The sequence below is a fragment of the Janthinobacterium kochi genome (assembly GCF_051380715.1).
Lineage (GTDB): Bacteria > Pseudomonadota > Gammaproteobacteria > Burkholderiales > Burkholderiaceae_D > Janthinobacterium.
In genome coordinates, this window is the sequence record NZ_JBNYXO010000001.1 from 439,673 (window position 1) to 464,520 (window position 24,848).

A 24,848-nucleotide genomic window follows, 5' to 3' on the forward strand; every position below is an offset into this window, starting at 1 on the left:
CAATTTCCTGCCCTGTCGGCATGGCGAGCGCTCCGGTATCATGGCGCCTTTTGCCTGCGAGTCCTCCATGCTCAGTCCTGACCAGTTCCTGGCCTTCCTGGCCGCCGCCGTCCTCATTACCGCCAGTCCCGGCCCCGACAACCTGATGGTGCTGGGCGTGGGTATGTCGCGCGGGCGCCGCCAGGGCATGGCGTTCGGCCTGGGCTGCGCCCTTGGCTGCCTCACGCACACGGTGCTGGCGTCCATCGGCGTGTCGGCCCTGCTGGCCACCTCGCCCACCGCATTTACCGCGCTGAAAGTGGCTGGCGGCCTGTATCTGGTGTGGCTGGGCATCGGCGCCTTGCGCAGCCGTGGCGGCGCCAGAGTCGATGGCGCGGCGGCCTTGCACGACGAATCGCTGCTGCGCCTGTTCGGCAAGGGTTTGTTTGCCAACAGTATCAATCCGAAAGTCGTGCTGTTTTTTCTCTCGTTCCTGCCGCAGTTCATCGTCGCGGGCCAGGGCAATGCCAGCTGGCAGACGGCGCAGCTGGGCCTGGTCTTCACGGCGCAGGCTTGCGTGCTGTTCGGCCTGCTCGGCTATTTTTCCGGCGCCGTCGGCCTGTGGCTCAACCGCCGTCCGCGCGCCGGCCTGTGGCTGGACCGGGTGGCCGGCAGCATTTTCATCGGCCTGGGTTTGCGCCTGCTCCTGGCGCGCTGAGGTCTTGCCGGGCGGTAATGCGGAACGCCAGTTCCATCTGATCCTGTACGGCCATGGCGCCGCCCAGGACGGCGAAGGGCACGATGCCGAAGTCGCTCTGTTTCAGCAGCAGGCTGCCACTGGCCTGCAGGCGGCGTCCGTCGGCCGCTTGCTCGATGCGCACCGGCAGCTGCAAGGTGCGCGTCACGCCATGCAGGGTGATGTCTGCCTCGAGCACCTCGCCATTGCCCGCGCGGCGGGCATCGATACGCACCCACGGATAACGCTCGGCCTCGAGCACGCGCACCAGCATGTTGTGGCGCGTGCCGGCAATGGCGTCGGCCGAAGGCGTCGTCGTCAGCCCGGCCGCCTGGCGCAAGCTTTCCTCATCCACACTCATCTCATCGAGCCGGAACTGGAATTGCGCGCGCCCCAGTGCGGGCGCCACGACGCCCTGCAAGGTGCGGCTGGCGATCACGTGATCATGCCCCAGCCGCGCCAGCGGGCCGCCGCGCCGCACGGTGATGGTCAGCAGGGATTCCTGTGGGGCAATGTGCAAGATATGCACGCCCGGCTGCTGCCACGCGGACGCGGGCATGGCAGCCGGCGCAGGCGTCTGGGCAGGAGCAGGCGGCAAGGGCGTACAGGCCGCCAGTACGGCGCAGGCAAGCAGCAGCGGGGCACGGATGGCGGACGACAGGCGGTGGTTCTGGCTGAACATGGGGCAGATGGGGCAGAAGTGGCAGGGGCGATGGGGGAATAGTACGCGATCCGCGCGGCGATGCGCGTGCAATGTTAGAGCTACGTCATAAGGCGGTCATATGGCGCTGCTATGATGCTCTTGTTGGCACATAGCATGCGGTGCGCAGGTCACTACGCTCCGGGAGCGATAGGATGCAGGCATGACTCAACAGCTTAGCCGGTGAGCTCAACCATCGGCACCAGACATGTAAAACTTATTTTGCAGCAATGATCGCAGGGTGGGGCAGGGAAAATGCAAGGATCGGGCGGGGATTTAATGAAGTCCTAAGCCTGTGTCAACGAAGGGCTGGCATAGTGGACACATGGCGCACGGAAACCCCGAGCGCAAGGTTGCCGGACACCTCAATGACCGGCACGATTTCCACTTTTTCATGTGTTTTCCGTTTTATCCCTGCGCTCTGAAACAGCGTTTCAACCGGCTACCGCAATTTGCGAAGCCGGTTTTTTTTGCCTGTATTTTCTTCCTCCCGGCGCCGCGGCGCCGGGAATCCAGCCTAGCCTGCCTGTTTCGCCAGCCACGCATCGACGGCCGGCAGGCGCTCGGCGCGTACCTTGATGCGGTACTTGATGCCGGCCACGGAGCTGTCGGCGTCGCCGCGCGCGCTGGCCGGCAGGTGCGCTTGCGCGTACGCTTCCAGCTTGGCGATCATCTCTGGCTGCGCCGAACCGGCCGCCAGGCGCGGGAAGTAGCGGCTGCGCGAGCTGGCGTCGATGCGCGCATTGACTTGCTCCAGGTGCGCCAGCGCAAAGTCGAAGGCCAGTTCCGGATGCGTGCGCGACACGCGCGAGATCATGGCCGGGCTGTTGGTCACGCCAGGTTCCTCCGTCAGCGCCAGCGCCAGCGCGCGCTGCGCCAAGGCCGTATCGTCGCTCGAGGCCAGCAAGTCGTACAGCTGGTTCTTGATGAGCGGCGTCTTTTCCTGCTGCGCCCTGGCGTGCAGCTGTTCCCAGGTGGCGGCGTCGGCATGCTGCGCCACCACGCCCAGGATGGTGCGGCGCAGCGGCGCAGGCATGGCGGTGGGATCCTGTTCGCTGGCCGCATAGCGGCGGCGCGCTTCCGCGATCACGCCCGGTTCGCCCATGTCGCCGAGGATGGCAATCAGGCGTCCGCGCAGGGTCGCCACGCTCGATGCTTCGCCCGCGCGCGCTTCCCAGCCCGTCTGCGCCATCATCGGCGCCAGGCGCGCCATGGCGAAGCGGCCGAAAGCCTGCTGGCGCGCTTTGCTTTCCACGCTATCGCCCGCATACTGCTCATACAGGCCGTTCAGCGACCCGGCCACCCGGCCCAGCACTTGCGGGTCGGCCGACAGCGGCGTGGCTTTCACCAGTTCCAGGAAACCGGCCGGGTCTTGCAGGCCCGCCATGCCCAGCGACTGGCTGTCCGCCAGCAAGCCCAGTTGGTCGATCGGCGCCAGTCGCGCGAAGCTGCCCGCCAGCGCGCGCGTGCCGGTAGGCGCGTACAGCGTGCGGTAGTAGCCGCTCTGGCCGGCATTCACCAGCAGGGCGCCGCAACCTGGCACGTTCAGGGTGGCCTTGCCATCCTTGAGCACCACCTTGGCCAGTTTGCCGTTGCCGACCGTCGAAGCGATGACGGGCACTTTCCACGACAGCGGTTTCTTGTCCGGCTGGTCCTTGGAAAATTCCGTCTGCGTCAGGGTCACGCGCGTGCTGCCTTTCCTGCACACGGCCTGGCCCACCGTGATCATCGGCACGCCCGGCTGCAGGGTGAAATCATGGGCGATGGCGCTGACAGGCTTGCCAGCGGCGGCATCGACTTCGCGCCACAGGTCGTCCGACACCGTATTGCCATACGCATGCTTGCGCATGTAGCTGCGCACCGCCGTGCGCCAAGTATCAGCGCCCACGTACGCTTCGAGCATGCGGATCACCGCTTCGCCTTTTTGATAGGTGATGCCGTCGAAGGCCTGGCTGGCCTGCTCCACAGTGGCGATGCGCTGCACCACCGGATGCGTGGTGCGCAACGCGTCCTGGCTCATCGCCGATTCGCGCCCGCCCACGTTGGACAGGGCCGTGTTCCACTCCGGGTGCAGACGCTCCGTGGTGCGGCTTTCCATCCACGACGCAAAACCTTCGTTGAGCCACAGGTCGTCCCACCAGCGCATGGTGACCAGGTCGCCGAACCACTGGTGCGCCATTTCATGCGACAGGGTGGTGTAGATGTTTTCCTTGTCGGTCTGCGTCGAGATGGTCGGGTCGAGCAGCAAGCCGTATTCGAAGGTGAAGACGGCGCCCCAGTTTTCCATGGCGCCGAAGAACTGGCTGCGGCCCGGCGCGGCGATGTTGTCGAGCTTGGGCAGCGGGTAGCGCACGCCGAAATAGTCGTTGTACTCGCGCAGCAGGGCGGCTGATTCTTCCAGCGCGAAGCGGCTTTGCGCCAGCGCGCCCTTCTTCGTGATGACGCCCACTTCCGTGCCGTCGGCCATCTTTGTCGCCCGCTCGAAGTCGCCCAGGCCGAAGAACAGCAGATACGTCGACATGCGCGGCGTGGTGGCGAAATACACGTGTTTCTTGCCATTGCCCAGGTCTTCGCTGCGGGTGATCGGCATGTTGCCGACGGCCATCTGGTTGCTTGGCACGACCACGTCCAGCGCGAAGGTGGCCTTGTAGTCCGGTTCATCCCACGATGGCAGCATGCTGCGCGCATCCGAATTTTCGAACTGCGTGTACAGCGCCCGCTGGCGACCCTGCGGCGTGTCGTAGTCGAGCGAGAACAGGCCCGTCGCCTGCGTGCCGATCTTGCCGCTGTAGTCGATGCGCAACAGGTACTCGCCCTTGGCCAGCGGCTCGGCAAAATGCACGGTGGCCGTCTGCTTGTCCGCATCGAAATCGATCTTGCGCGTCACCTGCTTGCTGCCGCCTGCGCCTTCGATGGCGGCGGCGGCAAACGCCAGATTCAGGGCATTGAAGGTGATGCTGGCCGTTGGCGTGTCGACGGCCACCTTGATGGCGGCTTCGCCCTTGAAGGTGGCCGCGGCGGCGTCCGGCGTGATCGACAGGATATAGTGCAAAGGCGTGACGCCGCGCGGCAGCTGCGTGGTGGTGCTGGTGGCATGGCTGGCCGAGGCATATTTGACGACGGGGGCAGCGTGGCCCGTGTTGAAAGCGGTGGCGGCGGTCAGTGCCAGGACGGCGGCAGCCAGTTGGCTGCGGCGGAAACGCGGAGTCGGTGTGCGATGCATGGTATGCCCTTCGTTTATGAGTAAAACGCCCGCCAGCCGGATAGGCTGCGAGCGTCGATGGCGGTTGGGGGACATCGCTGGAACTGAAAGCCAGCGTTCCCGTACAGCAATCTAAGTGGAAACGGGGGCAAAGTCAACGCGCCTGGGGCGTTGCACCATGATGGCGCGCTGGTATGATTGTGAACCACCATAACGAGACGAGACCTGCACATGAAACTGACTATCAGCCCACGCACGCCCAATCCGCGCCGCGTCACCATGTTCATCGCCGAGAAAGGCATCACCGGCATCGAGGAAGTGGCGCTCGACCTGATGGCGGGCCAGCACCGCGATCCCGCCTTCCTGGCGAAAAACCCGCTGGGCCGCGTGCCCGTGCTGGAATTGGCGGACGGGCGCGTGCTGACCGAAACGCGCGCCATCTGCACCTACCTGGAAGGCTTGCACCCGCAGCCAAACCTGATGGGCGAAGGCTTTGAAGAGCGGGCCTTTATCGAAATGGCCGATCGCCGCGTGGAACTGCACCTGTTCAGTGCCGCCGCCAACTGGGTGCGCCATGGCCATCCGGCCCTGGTAGCGCTGGAAAACCCGCAGTTTCCCGATTTCGCCACGGCGCAGGCGGGCAAGCTGCGCGAAACGGCGCAATGGCTGGATCAGGTGCTGGGCAGCCAGCCGTACATCGCCGGCGAACGGTTTACAATTGCCGACATCACGGCCTTCTGCGCGCTGGAATTTGCGCGCGGCCTGATGAAATACCGGCCTGGCGCGGAAGGCTTGGCCAACCTGCAGGCCTACCGCGACCGCATTGCCGAGCGCCCCAGCGCGCAGGCGAAGTAATTGTTTGAGGGGCTGTAGGTCGGGTAGGTCGGATTGGCGGGGCCGCCGAGGTGCGTGAGCGCGTAATCCGACACCACCGTTTTACTTCAGCTGCTCCCACAGGAAGGTATAGGTCAGCGCCCACATCAGCGCCTGCTGGTCGTTGTTGGCGGCGCCCGCATGGCCGCCTTCCGTGTTTTCCCAGTACAGCACGTCGTGGCCTTGCTCTTCCAACTTGGCCACCATCTTGCGCGCATGGCCAGGGTGGACCCGGTCGTCGCGCGTCGAGGTCGTCAATAGCACGCGCGGATACTTTTTATCCTTGAAGACGTTCTGGTACGGCGAGTACTTGCTGATGTACGCCCATTGTTCCGCCACGTCCGGGTCGCCGTATTCTCCCATCCACGAAGCGCCCGCCAGCATCTTGTTATAGCGGCGCATGTCGAGCAGCGGCACCTGGCTGACGACGGCGTTGAACAGGTCGGGACGCTGCACCAGCACGGCGCCCGTCAGCAGGCCGCCATTGCTGCCGCCCATGATGCCCAGGTGGCGCGGGCTGGTGACCTTGCGCTTGATCAAGTCCTGCGCCACGGAGATGAAGTCGTCATACGCGCGCTGGCGGTTTTCCTTCAATGCCGCCTGGTGCCAGCGGGGGCCGAATTCGCCGCCGCCGCGGATATTCGCCAGCACATACACGCCGCCCTTTTCCAGCCACGCCACGCCGGTGGTGCCGCTGTAGCTTGGTTTCAGCGACACTTCGAAGCCGCCGTAGCCATACAGCACGGTGGGGTTGCTGCCGTCGAACTTCGTGTTCTTGCCCATGATGGCGAAATACGGCACCCTGGTGCCATCCTTCGACGTCGATTCGAACTGCTCCACCTTGTACGGCGCCGCGTCGAAGTAAGCTGGCAGCGACTTGATTTTTGTCCGTTTGTCGCTTTGCGCCGTGGCCAGGTACAGGGTGGTCGGGTTGAGGAAGTCCGTCACCGTCAGGAAGTATTGGTTCGAGTCGACGGAGTCGAGCGCGCTGACGGCCAGCGTGCCCAGTTTTGGCGCATCGACGGCGCGGCGCTGCCACTTGCCGTTCACGTGGCGCAGTTCCGTCAGGCGGTTCTTGACCTTGTCCAGGGTGGTGATGAGGATGGCCGATTTCGTCGCCGTGACATTGTCCAGCGACGACGTGGCCGTGGGCGCGTACAGTACTTCCAGTGCCTGCTTGCCCTGCATGAAGGCCTTGAAGTCGGTCGCCAGCAATGAGCCTTGCAGGTAGGTCTTGCCGTTCACTTTCCAGTCCGAGCGCAGGGTGATGATCAATTGGTCGCGCACGGTGAAGGCCGTCGCGTCGTCCGGTTTCGGCACCTTCTTCAAGTCGGCGCCGTCGCGCAGGAACATTTCGCCGCTGTAGAAATCGATTTGCCGCTCGATGAACTGGTGTTCGTAGCCGGGCGTGAAATCCTTGTAGGCGCCGGCGCTCAGGTCGTCGGCCTTGGCTTCATACAGCGTGTGTGCCTGCGTCAGCGGCGTGCCGCGCTGCCACTCTTTGATGATGCGCGGGTAGCCCGAGCTGGTCATCGTGCCGGGGCCGAAATCGGTGGAGACGAACAGGGTATCGTGGTCGATCCAGCTGGCGCTGCCCTTCGCTTCGGGCAGGCTGAAGCCGCCGTCGACAAAGGCGCGTTTCGCCACGTCGTATTCGCGCACTACCTTGGCGTCGCCGCCGCCGCGCGACAGGGAAATGAGGCAGCGTTCGCCCTTCGGATACAGGCAGGAGGCGCCGCCCCAGACCCAGTTTTCATGCTCGCCGGCGGCCAGCTGGTCGAGGTCGATCACGGTTTCCCAGGTCGGTTCGGCCAGCTGGTACTGCGCCAGCGTGGTACGGCGCCAGATGCCGCGCACATGCTGGGCGTCGCGCCAGAAATTGTAGTAAAACGCGCCTTCCTTGCTGACGTAGGGAATGCGTTCCTTCGAATTGAGGATGGTTTTCAGGCGCGCCTGCAGGGCCGGGAAGCCGGGCTGGCTTTCCAGTTCCTTGGTGGCGACGGCATTGTGCTGTTTCACCCAGGCCAGCGGCTTGTCGCCGAGGACTTCTTCCAGCCACAGGTGGGGATCGGCCGGAGCAGTGGACGCGGCGGGCGTGGGTGCTTGTGCATGGGCGATGCCCGCTGCTGCCAGGCCGAGCAGCATGCTGCTGGCAAAGGTACGATATGACGACATAGAAGGTTCCTGGTTGGTCCGGTGGAGGCCGCGTTGCAGGCAAAACGGCGCAGCCATGGTGCCATGGATTGCTGTGGGGAACCAGTATCTCGTGGATATCAGTAAAGAGGTGGCATGTTTTTCCTATAATATTTGCCGTTCGCCCGCCCAGCCGTATATTCTGCGGCGCACGCGGGGCTGGCATGCCCCGCTAATCCGGCAACTTTGCCACTACCTTGATCTCGAACTGGAAACCGTACAGCCACGTGACGCCCACGGCCGTGACGGTGGGGTGGGGCGCCTCGCCCCAGTATTCTGCCTGCACGATATTCCAGATGCGCTGGAAGGTCGCTTCCGGCTCAACGAGGAAGATGGTCACGTCGAGCACGTCGTCGAAGGTGCAATGGGCGGCCTGCAGGATGGCGTTGAGGTTGTCGAAGGCCAGCCTGATTTGCGCTTCCAGTTCCGGTTCCGGCGTCCCGTCTGCGCGGCTGCCCACCTGGCCGGAGACGAATAGCAAGCCGTTGGCCCGTATGGCCGGTGAATAGCGGTTCTTTTCATACAGCGCCTGGCGTCCAGGTGGAAAGACGACGTCGCGGGTGGTCATTGCATTACGCATGGCATGGCTCCTTGGGTGTTGCCGCCGAACGGCGGCCTGGAGAGAACTTTAGCCATGGCCGGCGCGCAGATAAAGGGGCAAGCTGCCCCAAGACTGTTTGTATAATCCAAACAATCAGGGTGCGGAGGTGAGGATGGACAAGTTGGATACGATGCGGGCATTCGTGCGGGTGGTCGAGACGGGCAGTTTTACCCAGGCGGCCCACACCTTGCACATGAGCCGCACCAGCGTGACGCAACTGGTGCAACAGCTGGAAGCGCGTTTGTGCCTGAAGCTGCTCAACCGTACGACGCGCAAAGTCAACGTCACGGCCGATGGCGCCGAGTATTACGAACGCATCGTGCCCGTGCTGGCCAGCCTGGACGAGATTGAAACGAGCTTGCCCGGTGCTGCGGCGCTGCCCCGTGGCCAGTTGCGGGTGGATGTTCCCAGTCCGCTCGCCAGCATGCTGCTGGTGCCGGCGCTGCCGCAATTTCACGTCCGCTATCCTGACATCCAGCTGGATATGGGCGCCAGCGACCGCATGGTCGATGTGATTGGCGACAACGTCGATTGCGTCATTCGTGGCGGCGAGATGCGCGACCAGTCCTTGATGGCGCGCAAGATCGGTGACTTGCAGCTGGCCGTGTACGCGGCGCCCGCCTACCTGCAGCGCGCGGGCACGCCCAGTCATCCGCAGGAACTGGACGACGCCCAGCACCGTATCGTCCGCTTTCGCTGGGGACGGGGCGGCAACGGTTTTTCCATGGTGATGCGGCAGGGCGGCAAGAGCATAACGATAACGGGCCAGTACGTGCTGTCGATTGACGATGGCAACGCCTACCTGGCGGCGGGGCTGGCTGGCCTGGGCGTGCTGTGGCTGCCAGACTACATGGCCAGGGCGCACGTGGCGGCAGGCGCGCTGGTGCCCCTGTTCGCGGCATGGCGGATCGAGCCGATGCCGCTGTATCTGGCGTATCCGCCGAACCGGCATGTCAGCAAAAAACTGCGGGTCTTCATCGACTGGGTCGTTGAATTGATGACACAGCATGCGCCGCTGCAGCCACACACGCGGGAATTTCTGCCTCGACAGTGAGCTCCCTTCACGGCAACTGATAGACCCACACGGGCGCCGACCAGACGACGCTGCCATCGTCTTGCGTCAGGCGCGCGTAATAGAAATGCGGGCCGGACGCGGGCGTGAGGGTGACCTTGGCCTGGTCCGACACTTGTGTGACGGAGCCGTTGCTTCCCGGTACACCGTGGAAAATGGCGACGGCGGCCGCTTGCCGCCCCGCGCTGTTGCTGAAACTGATCACCAGGTGCAAGGGGCCGCTATTCTCGAAACGCTCGCCCATCAACTTGCCATTGGCCGTAAACAGCAGCTGCGCGTGCTTGTCCATGGTCGCAAACACGCGGCGCGCGCGCAGCGCTGCGAGGAAATTGTCGCGTGAAACGGGCATGCCGGCGGCCGGGCTGGCCACCAGCACGGCCGTGCGGTTGCCATACGACGCGCCCCAGTTGGCACAATGGTTGTCCTGGTTGCTGCTGAAGGCCACATGGTAGCCGGCCGCCAGGACCCGGTTGCAGGCCGCCTCGTAATTGCTGCGCCGCGTCTCCGTTTCCTGGTCGTTGGTGGAAAAGGCGGACGTGTTCATCACTTCGCACAGCACCATGGCCGCGTCGCCATCCTGTGTGTAGCCCAGCGGCTGGCCGTTGACGAGAAACTGGCCCGTTTGCGCCGGGTGGTTGAACTGGCCGATCCAGCCCCGTTCGCGCATCAGCGCGTACAGGCCCGCGTAATCGCCCTTCGGCGTTTCCACATCGGCCAGCAGGTCGCCCTGGGCGTTCTTTTCCCAGCCCAGCAACTGCTCGCTATTGACAATGTTCAGATGGCCGCCCTTGTTGATGACGCCCCATTCCATGCCGTACAGGGCCAGGAATCCCGGGTGGGCGTTTGTATAGGCGGCCGCTTCGGCCAGCCCCGTCTGGTACAGGGCCTTTGCTTCGGCAGGGTTGGCAAGTGCATTCGTCCCGTCGGAGCCGTCGTACATATGGTTGTGCTCGGATGTCAGCAGGGCGTCCAGGCCGTGCTGCTGCGCATACTTGTAGGCATCGATGGGGCCGAAGGGTGCCGTTTGCGGTTCCTGCGCGCCACGGCAAGCGTCCAGCGCCGCACCGCCGTCGCTGTGGCGCGTCTGGCTGTGCAGGTTGGCGTAGACGATGCGGTAATCCACCTGACCATCCAGGCTCGACAGTTGTTGCAAGCCCGCCTGGAAGGCGGGCACCCTGGTCGTCGTGCCGCGGCCCCGCAGTACCTGGATGGGCCATTGCTGTTCCACTTGCGCCTCCTGCGGCGTGCCCGCATCCGCCACGGCTAGCAGGCGCAGCTGGTACAAGCCGTCCGGCACCAGCACGCGCCGCGCGCGCGCGTCGGCGCGGCCATCCCAGGGCAGGGTGATGCTCTGGCCACCGGCCCCCACCTGCTCCGTGCCCGACCAGCGCCGCAGCACTGTCCCTTGCGGGCCGGGGCCGGACAAGGTCAGCTGCCAGCGCACGGCATGCGTGCGGCCCTCGTCGGGATAGGCAAGGCGAACAACAAAGGTGCGTGCCTGCGTTGTCCGTGCAGCGACCGCAGCGCGAAAGGGCGCGACGACGGTGGCGTCGAGCTCGCTGTGTTCCTTCGGCTCTTGTGCGGCGGCACTGTTACTCCATGTCATCAGCAACAGCCCGGTGCATGCGCATGCTAGCCAGGGTGGCCAGGGTGAGCGAAAATGGCGGCGCAGTGTCTTGGCCATCGTGGCCTCCCGCGACTGCTTCAGATAGTAGTTTAGACAAGCGTTGCCACTTGCTGGTTCCTGCATGCACCAGCAAGTGGCGTGCTTGCACCGTCAGGTGCCATGATCTGGCGCAAAGCCAGGGCGAATGGCGCTGTGTGCCCATCTGGGGCGCTGGCACGGCGCTTGCTACACAAAAGATACGGATCAACGGCGATCCCCTGAATAAACGCACAACGGTCCAACGACGGACCACATGGACAACGGCGTCCGCTCTGGCTGATTTTTCATCGGCGGGGGCGGGCGCCGTTTTGTTTTATCAACGGGATATTTCGGGAACCTATCATGGCCAGCCAAAAAGCAACGCGCATCGCGCTCTTCTCCCTCGCCACGCCACCCATGCGGGCATTTCACCTGACGTGGATGGCATTTTTCGTGTGTTTCTTCGCCTGGTTCGCCTGCGCTCCGCTGATGCCGGTCATCAAGGGCGAGTTCGGCCTTTCCCTCGCGCAAGTGGCGAATATCAATATCGCGGCTGTCGCCATCACCATCCTCGTGCGCCTGATCGTCGGGCCATTGTGCGACCGCTACGGCCCGCGCAAGACGTATACGGGTTTGCTGCTGCTGGGCGCCATTCCCGTGCTGGGCGTGGCCGCCTCGCAAAGCTATGAAAGCTTTTTGTTCTTCCGCCTGGGCATCGGCGCCGTCGGTGCCAGCTTTGTCATCACGCAATATCACACCTCCGTGATGTTCGCGCCCAGGGTTGTCGGCACGGCGAATGCCGCTGCCGCTGGCTGGGGCAATGCGGGCGGCGGTGCGGCGCAGGCGCTGATGCCGCTGCTGCTCGGTGCCGTGCTGATGCTGGGCGTGTCCGAATCGCTGGGCTGGCGCATCGCCCTGCTGGTGCCGGGCGTGCTGATGCTGGTGATGGCGGTTCTCTACTGGCGCTATACGCAGGATTGCCCTGAAGGCAATTACTCGGACTTGCGCGCCGCCGGCAGCGCCATCGAAGGCGTCAAAGGTGGTGGCAAGAGCGGCGGCTGGGACAGTTTCAAGGCGGCAAGTTCCAACTATCGCGTGTGGCTGCTGTTCGTCACCTACGGCGCCTGCTTCGGTATCGAGATTTTCATCCATAACATTGCCGCCGTGTACTACGTCGACCATTTCGGCCTGTCTTTGAAATCCGCCGGCCTGGCCGCCGGCAGCTTCGGCTTGCTGGCCCTGTTTGCCCGCGCCCTGGGCGGCTGGCTGTCCGACAAACTGGCCCTACGCGGCAACCTGAACAGCCGCGTGACCCTGCTGTTCATGCTGATGATCGGCGAAGGCGTGGGCTTGCTGTGGTTTGCCAAAGTCGACAGCGTCACGTACGCCGTTATCGCCATGCTGGTCTTCGGCCTGTTCACCCACATGGCGTGCGGCGCCACCTACGCGCTGGTGCCCTTCATCGACAGCCGTGCCTTGGGCGGCGTGGCCGGCATCATCGGCGCGGGCGGCAACGTGGGCGCCGTGGCGGCAGGCTTCCTGATGAAGGGCACGGGCGACATCCGCCAGACCTTGATCATCTTGAGCGCGCTGGTGGTGATCTCGGCCCTGTGCGCCATCGCCGCCCGTTTCACGGGTCTGGCGGCCGAACCGAACATGGCTGCGGCCTGAGGAGAGCAGAATGAACCACCCCGTTAAGATCGTCGTCCTCGGCCATGGCATGGTCGGGCACAAATTCATTGAACGGCTGGCCCTGGAAAACGCGCCGCACTTGTCCGTGACGGTCTTGTGCGAAGAACCGCGCCCCGCCTATGACAGGGTGCACCTGTCCGAATTTTTCAACGGCAAATCGGCCGAGGACCTCTCCCTGGTGGCACCCGGTTTCTTCGACAAGGGCAACGTCGTCCTGAAACTCAATGCGCGGGCCATTGCCATCGACCGCGCGGCGAAAACCGTCACGGCCAGCACGGGCGAAGTCTTGAGCTACGACAAGCTGGTGTTCGCCACGGGTTCCACGCCGTTCGTGCCGCCGCTGCCGGGCAAGGAACGCGATGGCTGCTTCGTCTACCGCACCATCGAAGACCTGGAAGCCATGCTGGCCTGGGGCGCCAAGTCCACCACGGGCGTGGTGATCGGCGGCGGGCTGCTGGGCCTCGAATGCGCGAAGGCCTTGCGCGATTTGAAGCTCGATACCCACGTGGTGGAATTCGCGCCGCGCCTGATGGCCGTGCAGGTCGACGAGGGCGGCGCGCGCGTCCTGCGCCGCAAGATCGAGGAATTGGGCGTGACCGTGCACACGCAAAAGAACACCCTGGCCATCGTCGACGGCGAGGCGGCCACGCACCGCATGCAGTTTGCCGACGGCAGCCACCTGGAAGCGGACATGATCGTCTTTTCGGCCGGCATCCGCCCGCGCGATGAGCTGGCGCGCGCCTGCGGCCTGGACGTGGGGCCGCGCGGCGGCATCGCCATCGACGACAGCTGCGTCACCTCCGACCCCGACATCTATGCCATCGGCGAATGCGCGTTGTGGGGTGGCTTGATCTTTGGCCTGGTGGCGCCCGGCTACGAGATGGCGCGCATCGCGGCGCGCCATGTGCTGCAGGAAGAGGAAGGAGAAGCGGGCGAAGCCACGTTCAAGGGCGCCGACATGAGCACCAAGCTCAAACTGATGGGCGTGGACGTGGCCAGCCTGGGCGACCCGCACGGCAATGCACCGGGTAGCCGCTCCTACCAGTTCATGGACGAACGCAAGCAGATCTACAAGAAGATCGTCGTTTCCGATTGCGGCAAGTATCTCTTGGGCGGCGTGATGGTGGGCGACGCCAGCGAATACGGCACCTTGCTGCAGATGATGCTGAACAAAATCGAGCTGCCGGCGTCCCCCGAATTCCTGATCCTGCCGCAGGCCGACGGCCAGCAAAAAGTCGGCCTGGGCGTGGACGCCTTGCCCGAGTCGGCGCAAATCTGCTCGTGCAATGACGTCTCGAAAGGCGCGCTGTGCGCGGCCGTGGCCGATGGCGCGACGACGATAGGCGCGCTCAAAAGCTGCACCAAGGCGGGCACCGCCTGCGGCGGCTGCGTGCCCCTGGTGACGCAGATCATGAAGGCGGAAATGCAGAAGCAGGGCCTGATGGTGAACAACCACGTGTGCGAACATTTTGCGTACTCGCGCCAGGAATTGCACCACCTGGTACGCGTGGGCAAGATTCGCAGCTTCGGCGCGCTGTTGTCCGCGCATGGCCAGGGTCTCGGTTGCGACGTGTGCAAACCCGTGGCGGCGAATATCCTCGCTTCGTGCTGGAACGATTTCGTCCTGTCTCCCGTGCATGCCAGCCTGCAGGACAGTAACGATTACTTCCTGGGCAATATCCAGAAGGATGGCACGTATTCCGTCGTGCCGCGCATGCCCGGCGGCGAAGTGACGGCCGACGGCTTGATCGCCGTCGGTACGGTGGCGAAAAAATACGGGCTGTATACCAAGATCACGGGTGGCCAGCGGGTCGACCTGTTCGGCGCGCGCGTTGACCAGTTGCCGGCCATCTGGGAAGAGCTGATCGCGGCCGGCTTCGAGTCGGGCCACGCCTACGGAAAATCCTTGCGCACGGTCAAATCATGCGTTGGTTCCACCTGGTGCCGCTATGGCGTGGCCGACAGCGTGGGTTTTGCGATCCAGTTGGAAAACCGCTACAAGGGCTTGCGCACGCCGCACAAGATCAAGTTCGGCGTGTCCGGCTGCACGCGCGAGTGCGCCGAGGCGCAGGGCAAGGATATCGGCCTGATCGCCACGGAAAAAGGCTGGAATCTGTACGTGTGCGGCAATGGCGGCATGAAGCCGCGCCACGCGGAACTGCTGGCGGCCGACCTCGATGAAGCCACCCTGGTGCGCTATGTCGACCGCTTCCTGATGTTTTACGTGCGCACGGCCGACCGCCTGCAGCGCACCAGCGTGTGGCGCGACAACCTGGAAGGGGGCCTCGATTACCTCAAGCGCGTCATCCTCGACGACAGCCTGGGTATCGCCCACGAACTGGAAGCGGACATGCAGCACGTGGTCGACACCTATGCCTGCGAGTGGCAGGAAGCCGTCTCCAACCCCGCCGTGCGCCAGCGTTTCCGCCATTTCGTCAACAGCGAGAAGCACGATGAAAACGTGGTGTTCGTGGAAGAGCGGGGCCAGATCCGGCCCGCCACGCCAGATGAACGCCGCGGCACCGTGATCCCCATCCTGGCAGTGGAGGCTTGAGCCATGAATGCGATGAATGAACTTTCCGGCGCCAGCGCCGACAACTGGGTGGCCATCTGCCCCTTGACCGACATCGTGCCCGACACGGGCGTGTGCGCGCTGCTGAACGGGCGCCACGTGGCCGTGTTCCGCGTTGGCGATGCCGCGCCGCGCGTGTACGCGATTGACAATGTCGACCCGAACGCGGGCGTTTCCGTGCTCTCGCGAGGCCTCGTGGGCAGCATCGGCGAGCGCGTCGTCGTCGCCTCGCCCGTCTATAAGCAGCACTTCGACCTGGCCAGCGGCGAGTGCCTGGAAGCGCCCGAGCATTCGGTCGCCGCCTGGCCTACGCGCGTGTTCGGCGGCATGGTGTGGGTGGCCCTGTGAACCGGCCAGCCAAGGCAACTGCGCGCCCCTCTTTGGTCGTGGTCGGCAACGGCATGGCCGGCATGCGCACTGTCGAGGAACTGTTGAAACTCGCGCCGGACCTGTATGACATCACCGTGTTCGGCGCCGAGCCGCACGGCAATTACAACCGCATTTTGCTGTCGCCCGTGCTGGCCGGCGAAAAGACGGTGGACGACATCATGCTGCACACGCGCGACTGGTATGCGCAAAACGGCATCACCCTGCACGCGGGCGACCCCGTCGTGCGCATCGACCGCCAAGCGCGCACCGTGCAATCACTGTCCGGCATCACGGTTGCCTATGACCGCCTGCTGCTGGCCACCGGCTCGACGCCGTTCATCGTGCCCGTGCCGGGCCACGCGCTGCCCGGCGTGATCGGTTTTCGCGACATCAGCGACGTCGACACCATGCTGCAGGCGGCGCGCACGCACCGCCACGCGGTGGTCATCGGCGGCGGCTTGCTGGGCCTGGAAGCGGCCAACGGCTTGCAGCGCCAGGGCATGGACGTCACCGTGGTGCACATGAGCGGCGCCCTGATGAACCAGCAGCTGGATCCTCCCGCATCCGTCCTGCTGAAAACGGCGCTGGAAGCGCGCGGCCTGCGGTTTTTGATGCAGGCGCAAACGGCGGAAATTCTCGGCACCGACCGGGTGCAGGGCGTTCGCTTTGCCGATGGTACGTCGATCCCGGCCGACCTGGTGGTGATGACGGCCGGCGTGCGCCCCAACATCGCGCTGGCGCAAGCGGCCGGCCTGCACTGCGAGCGGGCCATCGTCGTCGATGACTGCCTGCAAAGCTACGACCCGCGCGTGTACGCGGTGGGTGAATGCGTGCAGCACCGGCGCGCCACCTTCGGCCTGGTCGCGCCCATCTGGGAGCAGGCGCGCGTGTGCGGCGCGCACCTGGCCGGCGCGGGACACCGGCGCTACGTGCAGCAGGCCAGCGCCACCAAATTGAAAGTGACGGGCATCGACCTGTACTCGGCCGGCGACATCATTGGCGGCGAGGGCAGCGAAGACCTGGTGCTGCGCGATCCGCGCCGCGGTGTCTACAAGCGCCTGGTGGTGCAGGGCAGCCGCCTGGTGGGCGCCGTGCTGTATGGCGACGTGCAGGACGGTCCCTGGTATTTCGACCTGATCCAGCAGCGCCGCGACATCAGCAAGCTGCGCTCCCACTTGTTGTTTGGCCAGGCCCTGTGCGGCCAGGCCGCCTGATAGGACACTCCATGACCACGTGCACGCCCGTAAAAACAACTTGCCCGTATTGCGGCGTCGGCTGCGGCGTGGAAGCGACACGCCTGCCCGACGGCGCCATCCGCATCGCCGGCGATAGCAGCCACCCGGCCAACCTGGGGCGCCTGTGCGTAAAAGGCTCGGCCCTGGGCGACACCCTGGATATCGACAAGCGCCTGCTGCAGCCGCAGGTGCGCGTCGACGGCGTCTTGCAGCCGGCTTCATGGGACGTGGCGCTGGACAAGGTGGCTGGCGGCTTGCTCGCCATCATCGATGAACACGGCCCCGACGCCGTTGCCCTGTATGTCTCGGGCCAGCTGCTGACGGAAGACTATTACATCGCCAATAAATTCATGAAGGGCTATGTGGGCAGCGCGAACATCGACACCAATTCGCGCCTGTGCATGTCGTCGGCCGTGGCGGGCCACAAGCGCGCGTTTGGCGAGGATATCGTGCCGGGCTGCTATGAAGACCTGGAACTGGCCGACATGATCGTATTGGTCGGTTCGAACACGGCCTGGTGCCACCCCATCCTGTTCCAGCGCATCGCGCGCCTCAAGGAAAGCCGGCCGGAGATGAAGCTGGTGGTGATCGACCCGCGCCGCACGGCCACCTGCGAGCTGGCCGATGTCCATTTGCCCGTGAAACCGGGCACCGACGTGTGGCTGTTCAACGGGCTATTGTGCTACCTGGCGCGTGTAGGCGTGATCGACGACGTTTTCGTCACGCAGCACAGTGCGGGACTCGACGCAGCGCTGGCCGCGGCGCATGTCGACTGTTCAGATCCTGTGCAGGTGGCGAGAATCTGCAAGGTGGACCCGCACGCCTTGCTGGCGTTTTACCAGGCGTTTGCCGCCACGCGCAAGGTTGTCACGGCGTTTTCGCAGGGCGTGAACCAGTCATCGAGTGGCACGGACAAGGTCAACAGCATCATCAACTGTCATCTGGCGACAGGGCGCATCGGCCAGCCCGGCATGGGGCCGTTTTCGCTGACAGGCCAGCCGAACGCCATGGGCGGACGTGAAGTGGGGGGGCTAGCCAACATGCTGGCGGCGCACCTGGAACTGGATAATCCTCTGCACCGCGACACCGTGCAAACCTTCTGGGACTCTCCGCGCATGGCGAACAAACCGGGCTTGAAAGCGGTGGAACTTTTCCACGCGATCGAAGCGGGCAAGGTCAAGGCCGTGTGGATCATCGCCACCAATCCGCTGGTCAGCATGCCGGACGCCGACCAGGTGCGCCGCGCGCTGGGCAAGTGCGAGCTGGTGGTGGTGTCGGACATCAGCGCGCAGTCGGATACGAACGCGCATGCCGACGTGCTGCTGCCGGCCCTGGGCTGGGGCGAGAAAGATGGCACGGTGACCAATTCCGAGCGGCGCATCTCGCGCCAGCGCGCCTTCTTGCCGGCGCCTGGCGCGGCGCGCGCCGACTGGGACGTGCTGTGCGACGTGGCGCGGCGCATGGCTTATGCCGGTTTTGATTTCACGTCGCCGCAAGCCATCTTCGACGAGCATGCGCGCCTGTCCACCTTCCGCAATGTGGGCGAGCAGGCGCGCCTGTTCAATCTGGCGGGCCTGGACAAGCTGGATGCGGCGCAATACGATGCCCTGGCGCCGCAGCAGTGGCCGCAGGGCCGGGCGCGCCTGTTCGGCGACGGCCGCTTTGCGCATGCGGACGGGCGGGCGCGTTTCGTGCCCACGCCGCCGCGCGCACCGCGCAACGCGCCCGATGAAGATTATCCGCTCATCTTGAACACGGGCAGGGTGCGCGACCAGTGGCATACGATGACGCGCACGGGCAAGGCAGCAAAACTGTCGGGCCATGTCGCCGAAGCGTTCATCGACCTCCACCCGCAGGATGCGCTGCTGTACAGCGTGCGCGAGGGCGAGCTGGCGCGCATTTCCAGCGCCTGGGGCGCCATGGTGGCGCGCGTCGTGCACGGCGGCGGCATCGCGCGCGGCCAGGTCTTCGTGCCGATCCACTGGAGCGACGCGAATGCCTCCGACGCGCGCGTGGGCGCCGTCGTCAATCCGGTGGTCGACCCTGTCTCGGGCGAGCCCGAATTCAAGCACACGCCCGTGCGCATCGAGCAGTTCCGCGTGCACTGGCATGCGTTTGTCCTGAGCCGCACGCCGCTGGAGCTTGATGGCGTGGCGCACTGGACGCGCATTCAGGGCGAGCAGTTCTTGCGCTACGAACTGGCGGGCCGCCAGCGCATCGGGGACCTGGGCGCCTGGGCGCGCGCGCTGCTCGGCGTCACGGACGACAATGCCGACTGGCTCGATTATGCGGACGCCAGCGCCGGCGTGTACCGCGCCGTGCACCTGGACGACGGGCGCATCGCGCAATGCGTGTATGTCTCGCCCCGTCCCGACCTGCCGTCGCGCAGCTGGCTGGCGGGCCTGTTTGCGCATGCGCAAATGGATGCGGCGGACCGCGCCGGCGTGCTGCTGGGCCAGCCCATCGGCAAGGGCGTCGACGCCGGTCCCACCGTGTGTTCGTGCTTTGGCGTCGGGCGCAACACCATCTGCGCTGCCATCGTGGAGCAAAAGCTGACGACGACGGCGCAGGTGACGGCCTGCGTCAAGGCGGGCGGCAATTGCGGCTCCTGCGTACCCGAGATACGACAGTTGCTGTTTGATGCGCGCAGCGCGGCCTGAAAATCTGTCCTTTCCGGCACGGCTTTGTTATATTGCCAGCTCTACAAGGGGAGGCAGTGTGATGACAGCAGGACAACACGACACGGTCTGGCTGACGGGCTTGAGCGGCGCCGGCAAGTCCAGCATCGCCGACGCGCTGGCGCGCCAGCTCAAGGCGCAGGGCTGCGCCGTGGCGCTGCTCGACGGCGACCAGCTGCGCCATGGCTTGAACCGCGACCTGGGTTTTACGCCGGAAGACCGGCATGAAAACATCCGCCGCGCGGCCGAAGTGGCACGCCTGATGAACGCGGCGGGATTGACCGTCATCGCCGCCTTCATTTCGCCGTACCGCGCCGACCGTGCCATGGCCGCCGACATCATCGGTGCGGCGCATTTCATCGAAGTCCATGTCAGCACGCCGCTGGCCGAGTGCGAGGCGCGCGATCCGAAAGGCCTGTATGCGCAGGCGCGCGCGGGGCATCTGGCGCAATTCACGGGCGTTTCCGCTCCGTATGAAGCGCCACTGGCTGCCGCGCTGACCCTGGACACGGGCACGCTGGCGCTGGAAGAATCGGTCGAGCGTCTGTGCCGGCATATGCAGCAGCGGCTGTGACGGCGTCGTGGCGATGCGTATGAGATTGCGCAAATTGCTGCGCCGGCGCCTGCCGGCCAGCCTGAAGGCGCGCATGAGCGTGGTCGTCTTCCTGCTCGTGCTGGCGGCCGTGGCCTCGCTGGCGCTGGCCACCCTGAGCGTGGCCGAGCGCGGCATGCGCGACGTGACGGGACGCCAGCAGTATGTATCGCTGGCCAGCGCCGCCGTCTTTATCGATGAAGAGCTCGACGCGAAGCGCAATGTGCTGCGCACGATGGCAGACAGCCTGGCGGCCAGCGGCGCGCACGACGGCGCCAGCCTGCAGCGTTTCCTGGCCGCGCAAACGGTGCTGGGCAAGGAGTTCTACACGGCCGGCGTGGCGGCCACCGATGGCTCCCTGCTGGCCAGCATGGGCCCCGTCAAGCCGCAGGCGGGGATGAACGTGAAAGGCCGCCCGTATTTCGACCAGACGCTGGCGACCCGGCATTCGGTGATTTCCGCGCCGCTCAACGGCAGCATTTCGGGCATGCCCATCGTGGTGGTGACGCAGCCCGTGTTCGACGCGCAGGGCGCCGTGCGCTATGTGCTGGCGGCCAGCGTGAACCTGCGCCAGCCCGATTTTCTGGGCCGCCTGGGCGCGCTCAAGCCGGGCACGGGTGGTTATCTGTACATCATGACCAGCGAAGGCGTCATCGTCGAGCATCCCGACAAGTCGCGCATCATGCAGCATATCGAAGCCCATGGCGCCGTCAGCGAACCGACGCGGCGCGCCATGCAGGGCTTCGAGGGCTGGCTGACGGGCACCACCACGCAAGGCGTCGATGCCTTGTTCGCTTACCACCGCATTGCCGCCACGGGCTGGATACTGGCCTCGGTTTATCCGATGAATGAAGCTTTCGCGCCATTGCATGCGATGCGCAGCAAGATATTGCTGGCCGCCGTGCTGCTGGCGGTGCTGGCGGGACTGGCCGGCTGGCGCGTGGTGCTGCGCCTGCTGCAGCCACTGGAACGCCTGCGCCGCCAGGTGCACCAGATCCGCCGCCAGCGTCTGGGCATCGAGGCGCTGCAAATCGAGCGGCGCGACGAAATCGGCGACTTGAGCCGCGATTTTTACTCGCTGGTGGCCGAGCGCGAAATTGCCGAGGCGCAGACGCGCGACAGCGAACGGCGCTTGAAGCTGCTGACGGACCATGTCCCCGTGGTGATCGTCTACATCGACCGCGAGCACCGCTACCAGTTCATCAACGCCACGTTTGAAAAATGGTTCGGCCGGTCGCGCAAGGAAAGCATGATGCAGTCGATACGCGACGTGCTGGGCGAGGAAGCCTACCAGCTGCGCGAGGAGTACCTGCAGCGCGCCTTCGCAGGCGAGGAGGTCGAATATGAATTCAGCATCGGCGGCGAGGGGGAGGCGGGCCGGCGCGCCTTCCAGACCAGCTATGTGCCCGATGTGGGCGAGAGCGGCACGGTGGAAGGCGTATATGGCCTGATCCACGAAATCACCAAGACCAAGGCGGAGCATACGGCGCTGCAGTTTGCCGCCGCCACCGACACGCTGACGGGCATCGCCAACCGCCGCCGCTTCGACGAACAGATGGAGCAAAGCATGCAGCGCACGCGCGCCGTGCGCGCGCCGATGGCGCTGGCCTATCTCGATATCGACCGCTTCAAGGCCATCAACGACAGCCTGGGACACAAGGCGGGCGACGAAGTGCTGAAGGAATTTGCTGCGCGCCTGGTGCGCAGCGTGCGCGCCAGCGACCTGGTGGCGCGCCTGGCCGGCGATGAATTCGTGATCATTTTCGAAGGCGTGAACAGCGCGGCCGAAGTGCGCCAGATCGGCGCGAAGATCATCGACGCCATCCGCCAGCCCTTCAGCCTGGCCAGCGGCCCGCTGCCGGTGACGACCAGCATCGGCATCGCCATCTTCCGCGAAGGCGCGCTGACGCCGGCGCAGTTGCTGGACCTGGCGGATCAGGCCCTGTATGCCGCCAAGGGGCAGGGCCGCGATGGCGTGGCCCTGCTCGAGGCGGCGGCGTAGCCGGAGTTACAGGGTGGCGCTCCAGTGGTCGAGCTGCTGCGTGGTGGCCGTGACGCCGCCACAGACGATGACCAGCACCTTGCGGTAGGGCGCCAGTTCCGGCACCTTGTCGTAGACGGCTGCCAGCGCCGCGCCGCAGGCCGGCTCCACCACCAGGCGCTGGTCGGTAATGAAACGCTGGCAGGCATCGACGGCGGCCCGGTCCGAGACCACCACGCTGTGCAGCCGGCGCGTCTGGCTGATGGCGTAGGCTTGCGCGCAAACCTGGCGCGCGGCCAGCGAGGTGGCGATGCTGCTCACGGCTGGCAGGGCCACGTGTTCGTGCGCGGCCACGGCGGCGGCCAGTGAGGCCGCACCTTGCGTTTCCACGGCCACCAGGGCCACGTCGTCCCAGCCATTGCGCTGCAAGCCTTCGGCCACGCCGGCCAGCAAGCCACCGCCGCCCACCGACAACACCACCGCGTCCGGTTTCAGGCCAGCGCCGGCTACTTCATCGATCATGCCGGCATGCCCCTGCCACAGCAGCGGATCGTCGAAGGGATGCAGGAAAGCGTCTTGCGGCGTGAGCATGGCTTGCGCCAGCGCGTTGGCGTCTTGCCAGGCGGCGCCGTGCACGATGACTTCGGCGCCTTCCTGCGCGATCAGGGCCCTGGCCCGCGCGCTGGTCGTTTCCGGCACCACGACGATGACGGGAATGTCCAGCTGGCGTCCCGCGTAGGCCACGGCGATGCCGGCATTGCCGCCGGAAGAAGAGATGAAACGGCTGGCGCCGCGCCGCGTGTATTCTTCGCAGGCGAGGCCGATGCCGCGGATCTTGAAGGAGCCGGGCGGCTGCAAGGCTTCGAGCTTGAGCCAGATGGCGCGGTCGCTGTGCAGGCTCAGGGCGCGCGAGTTGAGCAGAGGGGTTTCGATGTGCAGGGCCATGCGTGTTCCTGGTAGACGGTCAGGCCAGCATCATAGCCGAAGCGCCCGTGCCACCGTCTTACCCTTGCCGCAAGCTGCTTTAATTCAAGGGCGCACTTTTGAGCTGATGCGTGCGCGCTACTTCCTTCATCGCCTCGAGCAGGTCGTCGCGCAGCTGGCGCGGCAGTTTGCCGAAGAATTCCTCGTCGTTCTGGTCGGCCATCTCGGCCAGCACGGGCACCAGCGCTTCGCCTTCCGTGGTCAATTCGATCGAGTGCTGGCGGCGGTCGGCCAGCAGGATCGACTTGCTGACCATGCCCTTGCTTTCCAGGCGGTCGATCAGCTTCGATACGGCACCCTTGCTCATGCCGGATACTTGCGCCAGCACCGTGGGCGAGGTGCAGCCCAGGCGGAACATTTCGCGCAGCACCACCCATTCGGACACCGTCACACCGTTGGCTTCCGCTTTTTTCTGGAAGCTGTGGGAAACGTGGTTGGACACGAAGCGCAGCCAGTAGCCGAGATGGGCTTCCAACTCGCTGACGGGAACGCTGTTGGGATGGGCAGCTTGCGTGGCGGCCGTTTCAAAAGTGTGGCTCATTTCTTTTCCTTCACTGGGCGGCGTTGCCGGCATGGTTATGGCCTTCACGCTTGCTGTCGAGTGGTTTGTTTGGGAACAATCATCGTGCTTGAGGTAGTTCTAACACTGTTTTCACAGGAAATCACTGATCGGCAAAGAGGTTTTCCTTTTTTTCTTGCTCTGGATAGATAAAAAGCAATATCAAGCAAATAATCGTATTGCTGGAGAGGAAGATTAAAAAAATAACTCATGTTGCATCAATGGTAACATGATTTTTGCTGAATTGATAAATATTTCAACGGCGATCGATGTCGACTGGCACATGCCTGTTGCGGCGCCCATCAGTTGAACCGTTCCACCAGAAAATCGACGAAGCTGCGCAACTTGGGCGAGCGGTAGCGGTCCGGCAGGTAGACCACGCTGAGCGGGCGGCTGGGCAGTGCATGCGTGGGAAACAGCTGGACCAGGCGGCCCGCCCGCACGTCCGTTTCCAGCAGGAAGGTCGGTTGCAGGACGATGCCCATGCCATGTAGTGCGGCAACGCGCAGCGCCTGGCCGTGGTTGACTTGCAATCGACCCGAGACGGGCACGCTGCAGACGTCGTCCTGGTCGCCTGTCAGGCGCCAGTGCGCCAGGGCGGCGGGAGAAAAGGACAGGCATTCGTGCTGGCTCAGGTCGGCCGGCTGGCGCGGCGTTCCCTTGCGCGCCAGGTAGTCGGGAGAGGCGCAGATCATCAGCCGGTAGGGGGCCAGCGGCCTGGCGATCAGCGACGAATCGGGCAGCTGGCCGATACGGATGGCGGCCTCGAAGCCTTCCTCCACCAGGTCGACCACACGGTCGCTCAGGGCCACATCGATGCTCACCTCGGGATAGCGCTCCAGGTACACGGCCATGGCGGGCATCAGCGCTTCCGCGCCGAAGGTGAGGGGTGCCGTGATGCGCAGCTTGCCGGCGGGCGCCAGTTGCAGGTTTTGCGCCTGGACATCGGTCTCGGCCACCAGCCTGAGGATTTCCTTGCAGCGCGCGTAGTAATCCTCGCCGAAGGCGGTCAGGTGCTGGCGTCGGGTGGTTCGCTGGAGCAGTTGCATGCCCAGGCGTTTTTCCAGTGTCCGCAGGTGGTTGCCGGCCATCGTCGAGGAGATTCCGCTGGCTGCCGCAGCAGCGCTCAGACTGCCTTTCTCAACGGCCAGTACGTACACCTTCATGCTGTCGAGCAAATCCATT

Annotated in this window: 18 protein-coding genes; 10 read left to right on the forward strand and 8 right to left on the reverse strand. The window is 64.9% G+C overall.

Annotation, left to right across the window (positions count from 1 at the left end; all coding sequences use genetic code 11):
- The first annotated feature begins 67 nt into the window (after positions 1-67).
- The gene (locus ACQ4WL_RS02100) at positions 68-697 is read left to right on the forward strand and encodes a LysE family translocator (protein ID WP_436507741.1); all 630 of its coding nucleotides are present in this window, start codon (positions 68-70) and stop codon (positions 695-697) included.
- On the opposite strand, the gene ACQ4WL_RS02105 is transcribed toward ACQ4WL_RS02100, so the two are convergent.
- Both ACQ4WL_RS02105 and ACQ4WL_RS02110 read right to left on the reverse strand, forming a co-directional pair.
- The gene (locus ACQ4WL_RS02105) at positions 660-1,397 is read right to left on the reverse strand and encodes a YceI family protein (RefSeq protein ID WP_436507743.1); all 738 of its coding nucleotides are present in this window, start codon (positions 1,395-1,397) and stop codon (positions 660-662) included. The two genes, ACQ4WL_RS02100 and ACQ4WL_RS02105, sit on opposite strands and share 38 nt — an antisense overlap.
- A gap of 535 nt (positions 1,398-1,932) precedes the next feature.
- A complete protein-coding gene (locus tag ACQ4WL_RS02110; protein WP_436507745.1) occupies positions 1,933-4,638 on the reverse strand; it encodes a M1 family metallopeptidase in 2,706 nt (901 codons plus the stop codon).
- A gap of 210 nt (positions 4,639-4,848) precedes the next feature.
- Between ACQ4WL_RS02110 and ACQ4WL_RS02115 the strand changes: the two genes are divergently transcribed.
- The gene (locus ACQ4WL_RS02115; RefSeq protein WP_436507746.1) at positions 4,849-5,472 is read left to right on the forward strand and encodes a glutathione S-transferase family protein; all 624 of its coding nucleotides are present in this window, start codon (positions 4,849-4,851) and stop codon (positions 5,470-5,472) included.
- An 81-nt stretch (positions 5,473-5,553) separates the two neighbouring features.
- On the opposite strand, the gene ACQ4WL_RS02120 is transcribed toward ACQ4WL_RS02115, so the two are convergent.
- The gene (locus ACQ4WL_RS02120; protein WP_436507747.1) at positions 5,554-7,665 is read right to left on the reverse strand and encodes a prolyl oligopeptidase family serine peptidase; all 2,112 of its coding nucleotides are present in this window, start codon (positions 7,663-7,665) and stop codon (positions 5,554-5,556) included.
- A 190-nt stretch (positions 7,666-7,855) separates the two neighbouring features.
- Positions 7,856-8,251 carry a RidA family protein gene (locus ACQ4WL_RS02125; RefSeq protein WP_436508341.1) on the reverse strand — a complete coding sequence of 132 codons (396 nt, stop codon included), beginning with the start codon at positions 8,249-8,251 and terminating at the stop codon, positions 7,856-7,858.
- Positions 8,252-8,396: 145 nt separating this feature from the next.
- On the opposite strand from ACQ4WL_RS02125, the gene ACQ4WL_RS02130 reads away from it, so the two are divergent.
- The gene (locus ACQ4WL_RS02130; RefSeq protein WP_436507748.1) at positions 8,397-9,338 is read left to right on the forward strand and encodes a LysR family transcriptional regulator; all 942 of its coding nucleotides are present in this window, start codon (positions 8,397-8,399) and stop codon (positions 9,336-9,338) included.
- Positions 9,339-9,345: 7 nt separating this feature from the next.
- Here ACQ4WL_RS02130 and ACQ4WL_RS02135 read toward each other — a convergent pair whose 3' ends face one another.
- Entirely contained in the window at positions 9,346-10,962 is a 1,617-nt protein-coding gene (locus ACQ4WL_RS02135; RefSeq protein ID WP_436507749.1) for a CehA/McbA family metallohydrolase, read from the reverse strand.
- Positions 10,963-11,364: 402 nt separating this feature from the next.
- On the opposite strand from ACQ4WL_RS02135, the gene ACQ4WL_RS02140 reads away from it, so the two are divergent.
- The 7 genes from ACQ4WL_RS02140 to ACQ4WL_RS02170 all read left to right on the forward strand — a co-directional run bounded on the left by ACQ4WL_RS02140 (position 11,365) and on the right by ACQ4WL_RS02170 (position 22,141).
- Positions 11,365-12,672: an MFS transporter gene (locus ACQ4WL_RS02140; protein WP_436507751.1), complete on the forward strand. Its 1,308-nt coding sequence runs from the start codon at positions 11,365-11,367 to the stop codon at positions 12,670-12,672.
- A gap of 10 nt (positions 12,673-12,682) precedes the next feature.
- Complete coding sequence (gene nirB / locus ACQ4WL_RS02145; RefSeq protein WP_436507753.1) at positions 12,683-15,247, forward strand: nitrite reductase large subunit NirB; 2,565 nt, start codon at positions 12,683-12,685, stop codon at positions 15,245-15,247.
- 12 nt (positions 15,248-15,259) lie between these two features.
- On the forward strand, positions 15,260-15,613 hold the full coding sequence (gene nirD / locus ACQ4WL_RS02150) for a nitrite reductase small subunit NirD (RefSeq protein ID WP_436507755.1): 354 nt from the start codon (positions 15,260-15,262) through the stop codon (positions 15,611-15,613).
- The gene (locus ACQ4WL_RS02155; protein ID WP_436507757.1) at positions 15,610-16,848 is read left to right on the forward strand and encodes an NAD(P)/FAD-dependent oxidoreductase; all 1,239 of its coding nucleotides are present in this window, start codon (positions 15,610-15,612) and stop codon (positions 16,846-16,848) included. The genes nirD and ACQ4WL_RS02155 overlap by 4 nt, the downstream gene beginning before the upstream one ends.
- Positions 16,849-16,859: 11 nt before the next feature.
- On the forward strand, positions 16,860-19,529 hold the full coding sequence (locus tag ACQ4WL_RS02160; protein ID WP_436507758.1) for a molybdopterin-dependent oxidoreductase: 2,670 nt from the start codon (positions 16,860-16,862) through the stop codon (positions 19,527-19,529).
- Positions 19,530-19,590: 61 nt separating this feature from the next.
- Positions 19,591-20,121, forward strand: a complete 531-nt coding sequence (gene cysC, locus ACQ4WL_RS02165; protein ID WP_436507759.1) for an adenylyl-sulfate kinase — start codon at positions 19,591-19,593, stop codon at positions 20,119-20,121.
- 19 nt (positions 20,122-20,140) lie between these two features.
- Entirely contained in the window at positions 20,141-22,141 is a 2,001-nt protein-coding gene (locus ACQ4WL_RS02170) for a diguanylate cyclase domain-containing protein (RefSeq protein ID WP_436507761.1), read from the forward strand.
- Between the two features lie 6 nt (positions 22,142-22,147).
- On the opposite strand, the gene ACQ4WL_RS02175 is transcribed toward ACQ4WL_RS02170, so the two are convergent.
- The 3 genes from ACQ4WL_RS02175 to ACQ4WL_RS02185 all read right to left on the reverse strand — a co-directional run bounded on the left by ACQ4WL_RS02175 (position 22,148) and on the right by ACQ4WL_RS02185 (position 24,847).
- Entirely contained in the window at positions 22,148-23,065 is a 918-nt protein-coding gene (locus ACQ4WL_RS02175) for a pyridoxal-phosphate dependent enzyme (protein WP_436507762.1), read from the reverse strand.
- A 79-nt stretch (positions 23,066-23,144) separates the two neighbouring features.
- Positions 23,145-23,645, reverse strand: a complete 501-nt coding sequence (locus ACQ4WL_RS02180) for a MarR family winged helix-turn-helix transcriptional regulator (RefSeq protein WP_436507764.1) — start codon at positions 23,643-23,645, stop codon at positions 23,145-23,147.
- A 320-nt stretch (positions 23,646-23,965) separates the two neighbouring features.
- A complete protein-coding gene (locus tag ACQ4WL_RS02185) occupies positions 23,966-24,847 on the reverse strand; it encodes a LysR substrate-binding domain-containing protein (RefSeq protein ID WP_436507766.1) in 882 nt (293 codons plus the stop codon).
- Between the last annotated feature and the right edge of the window lies 1 nt (position 24,848).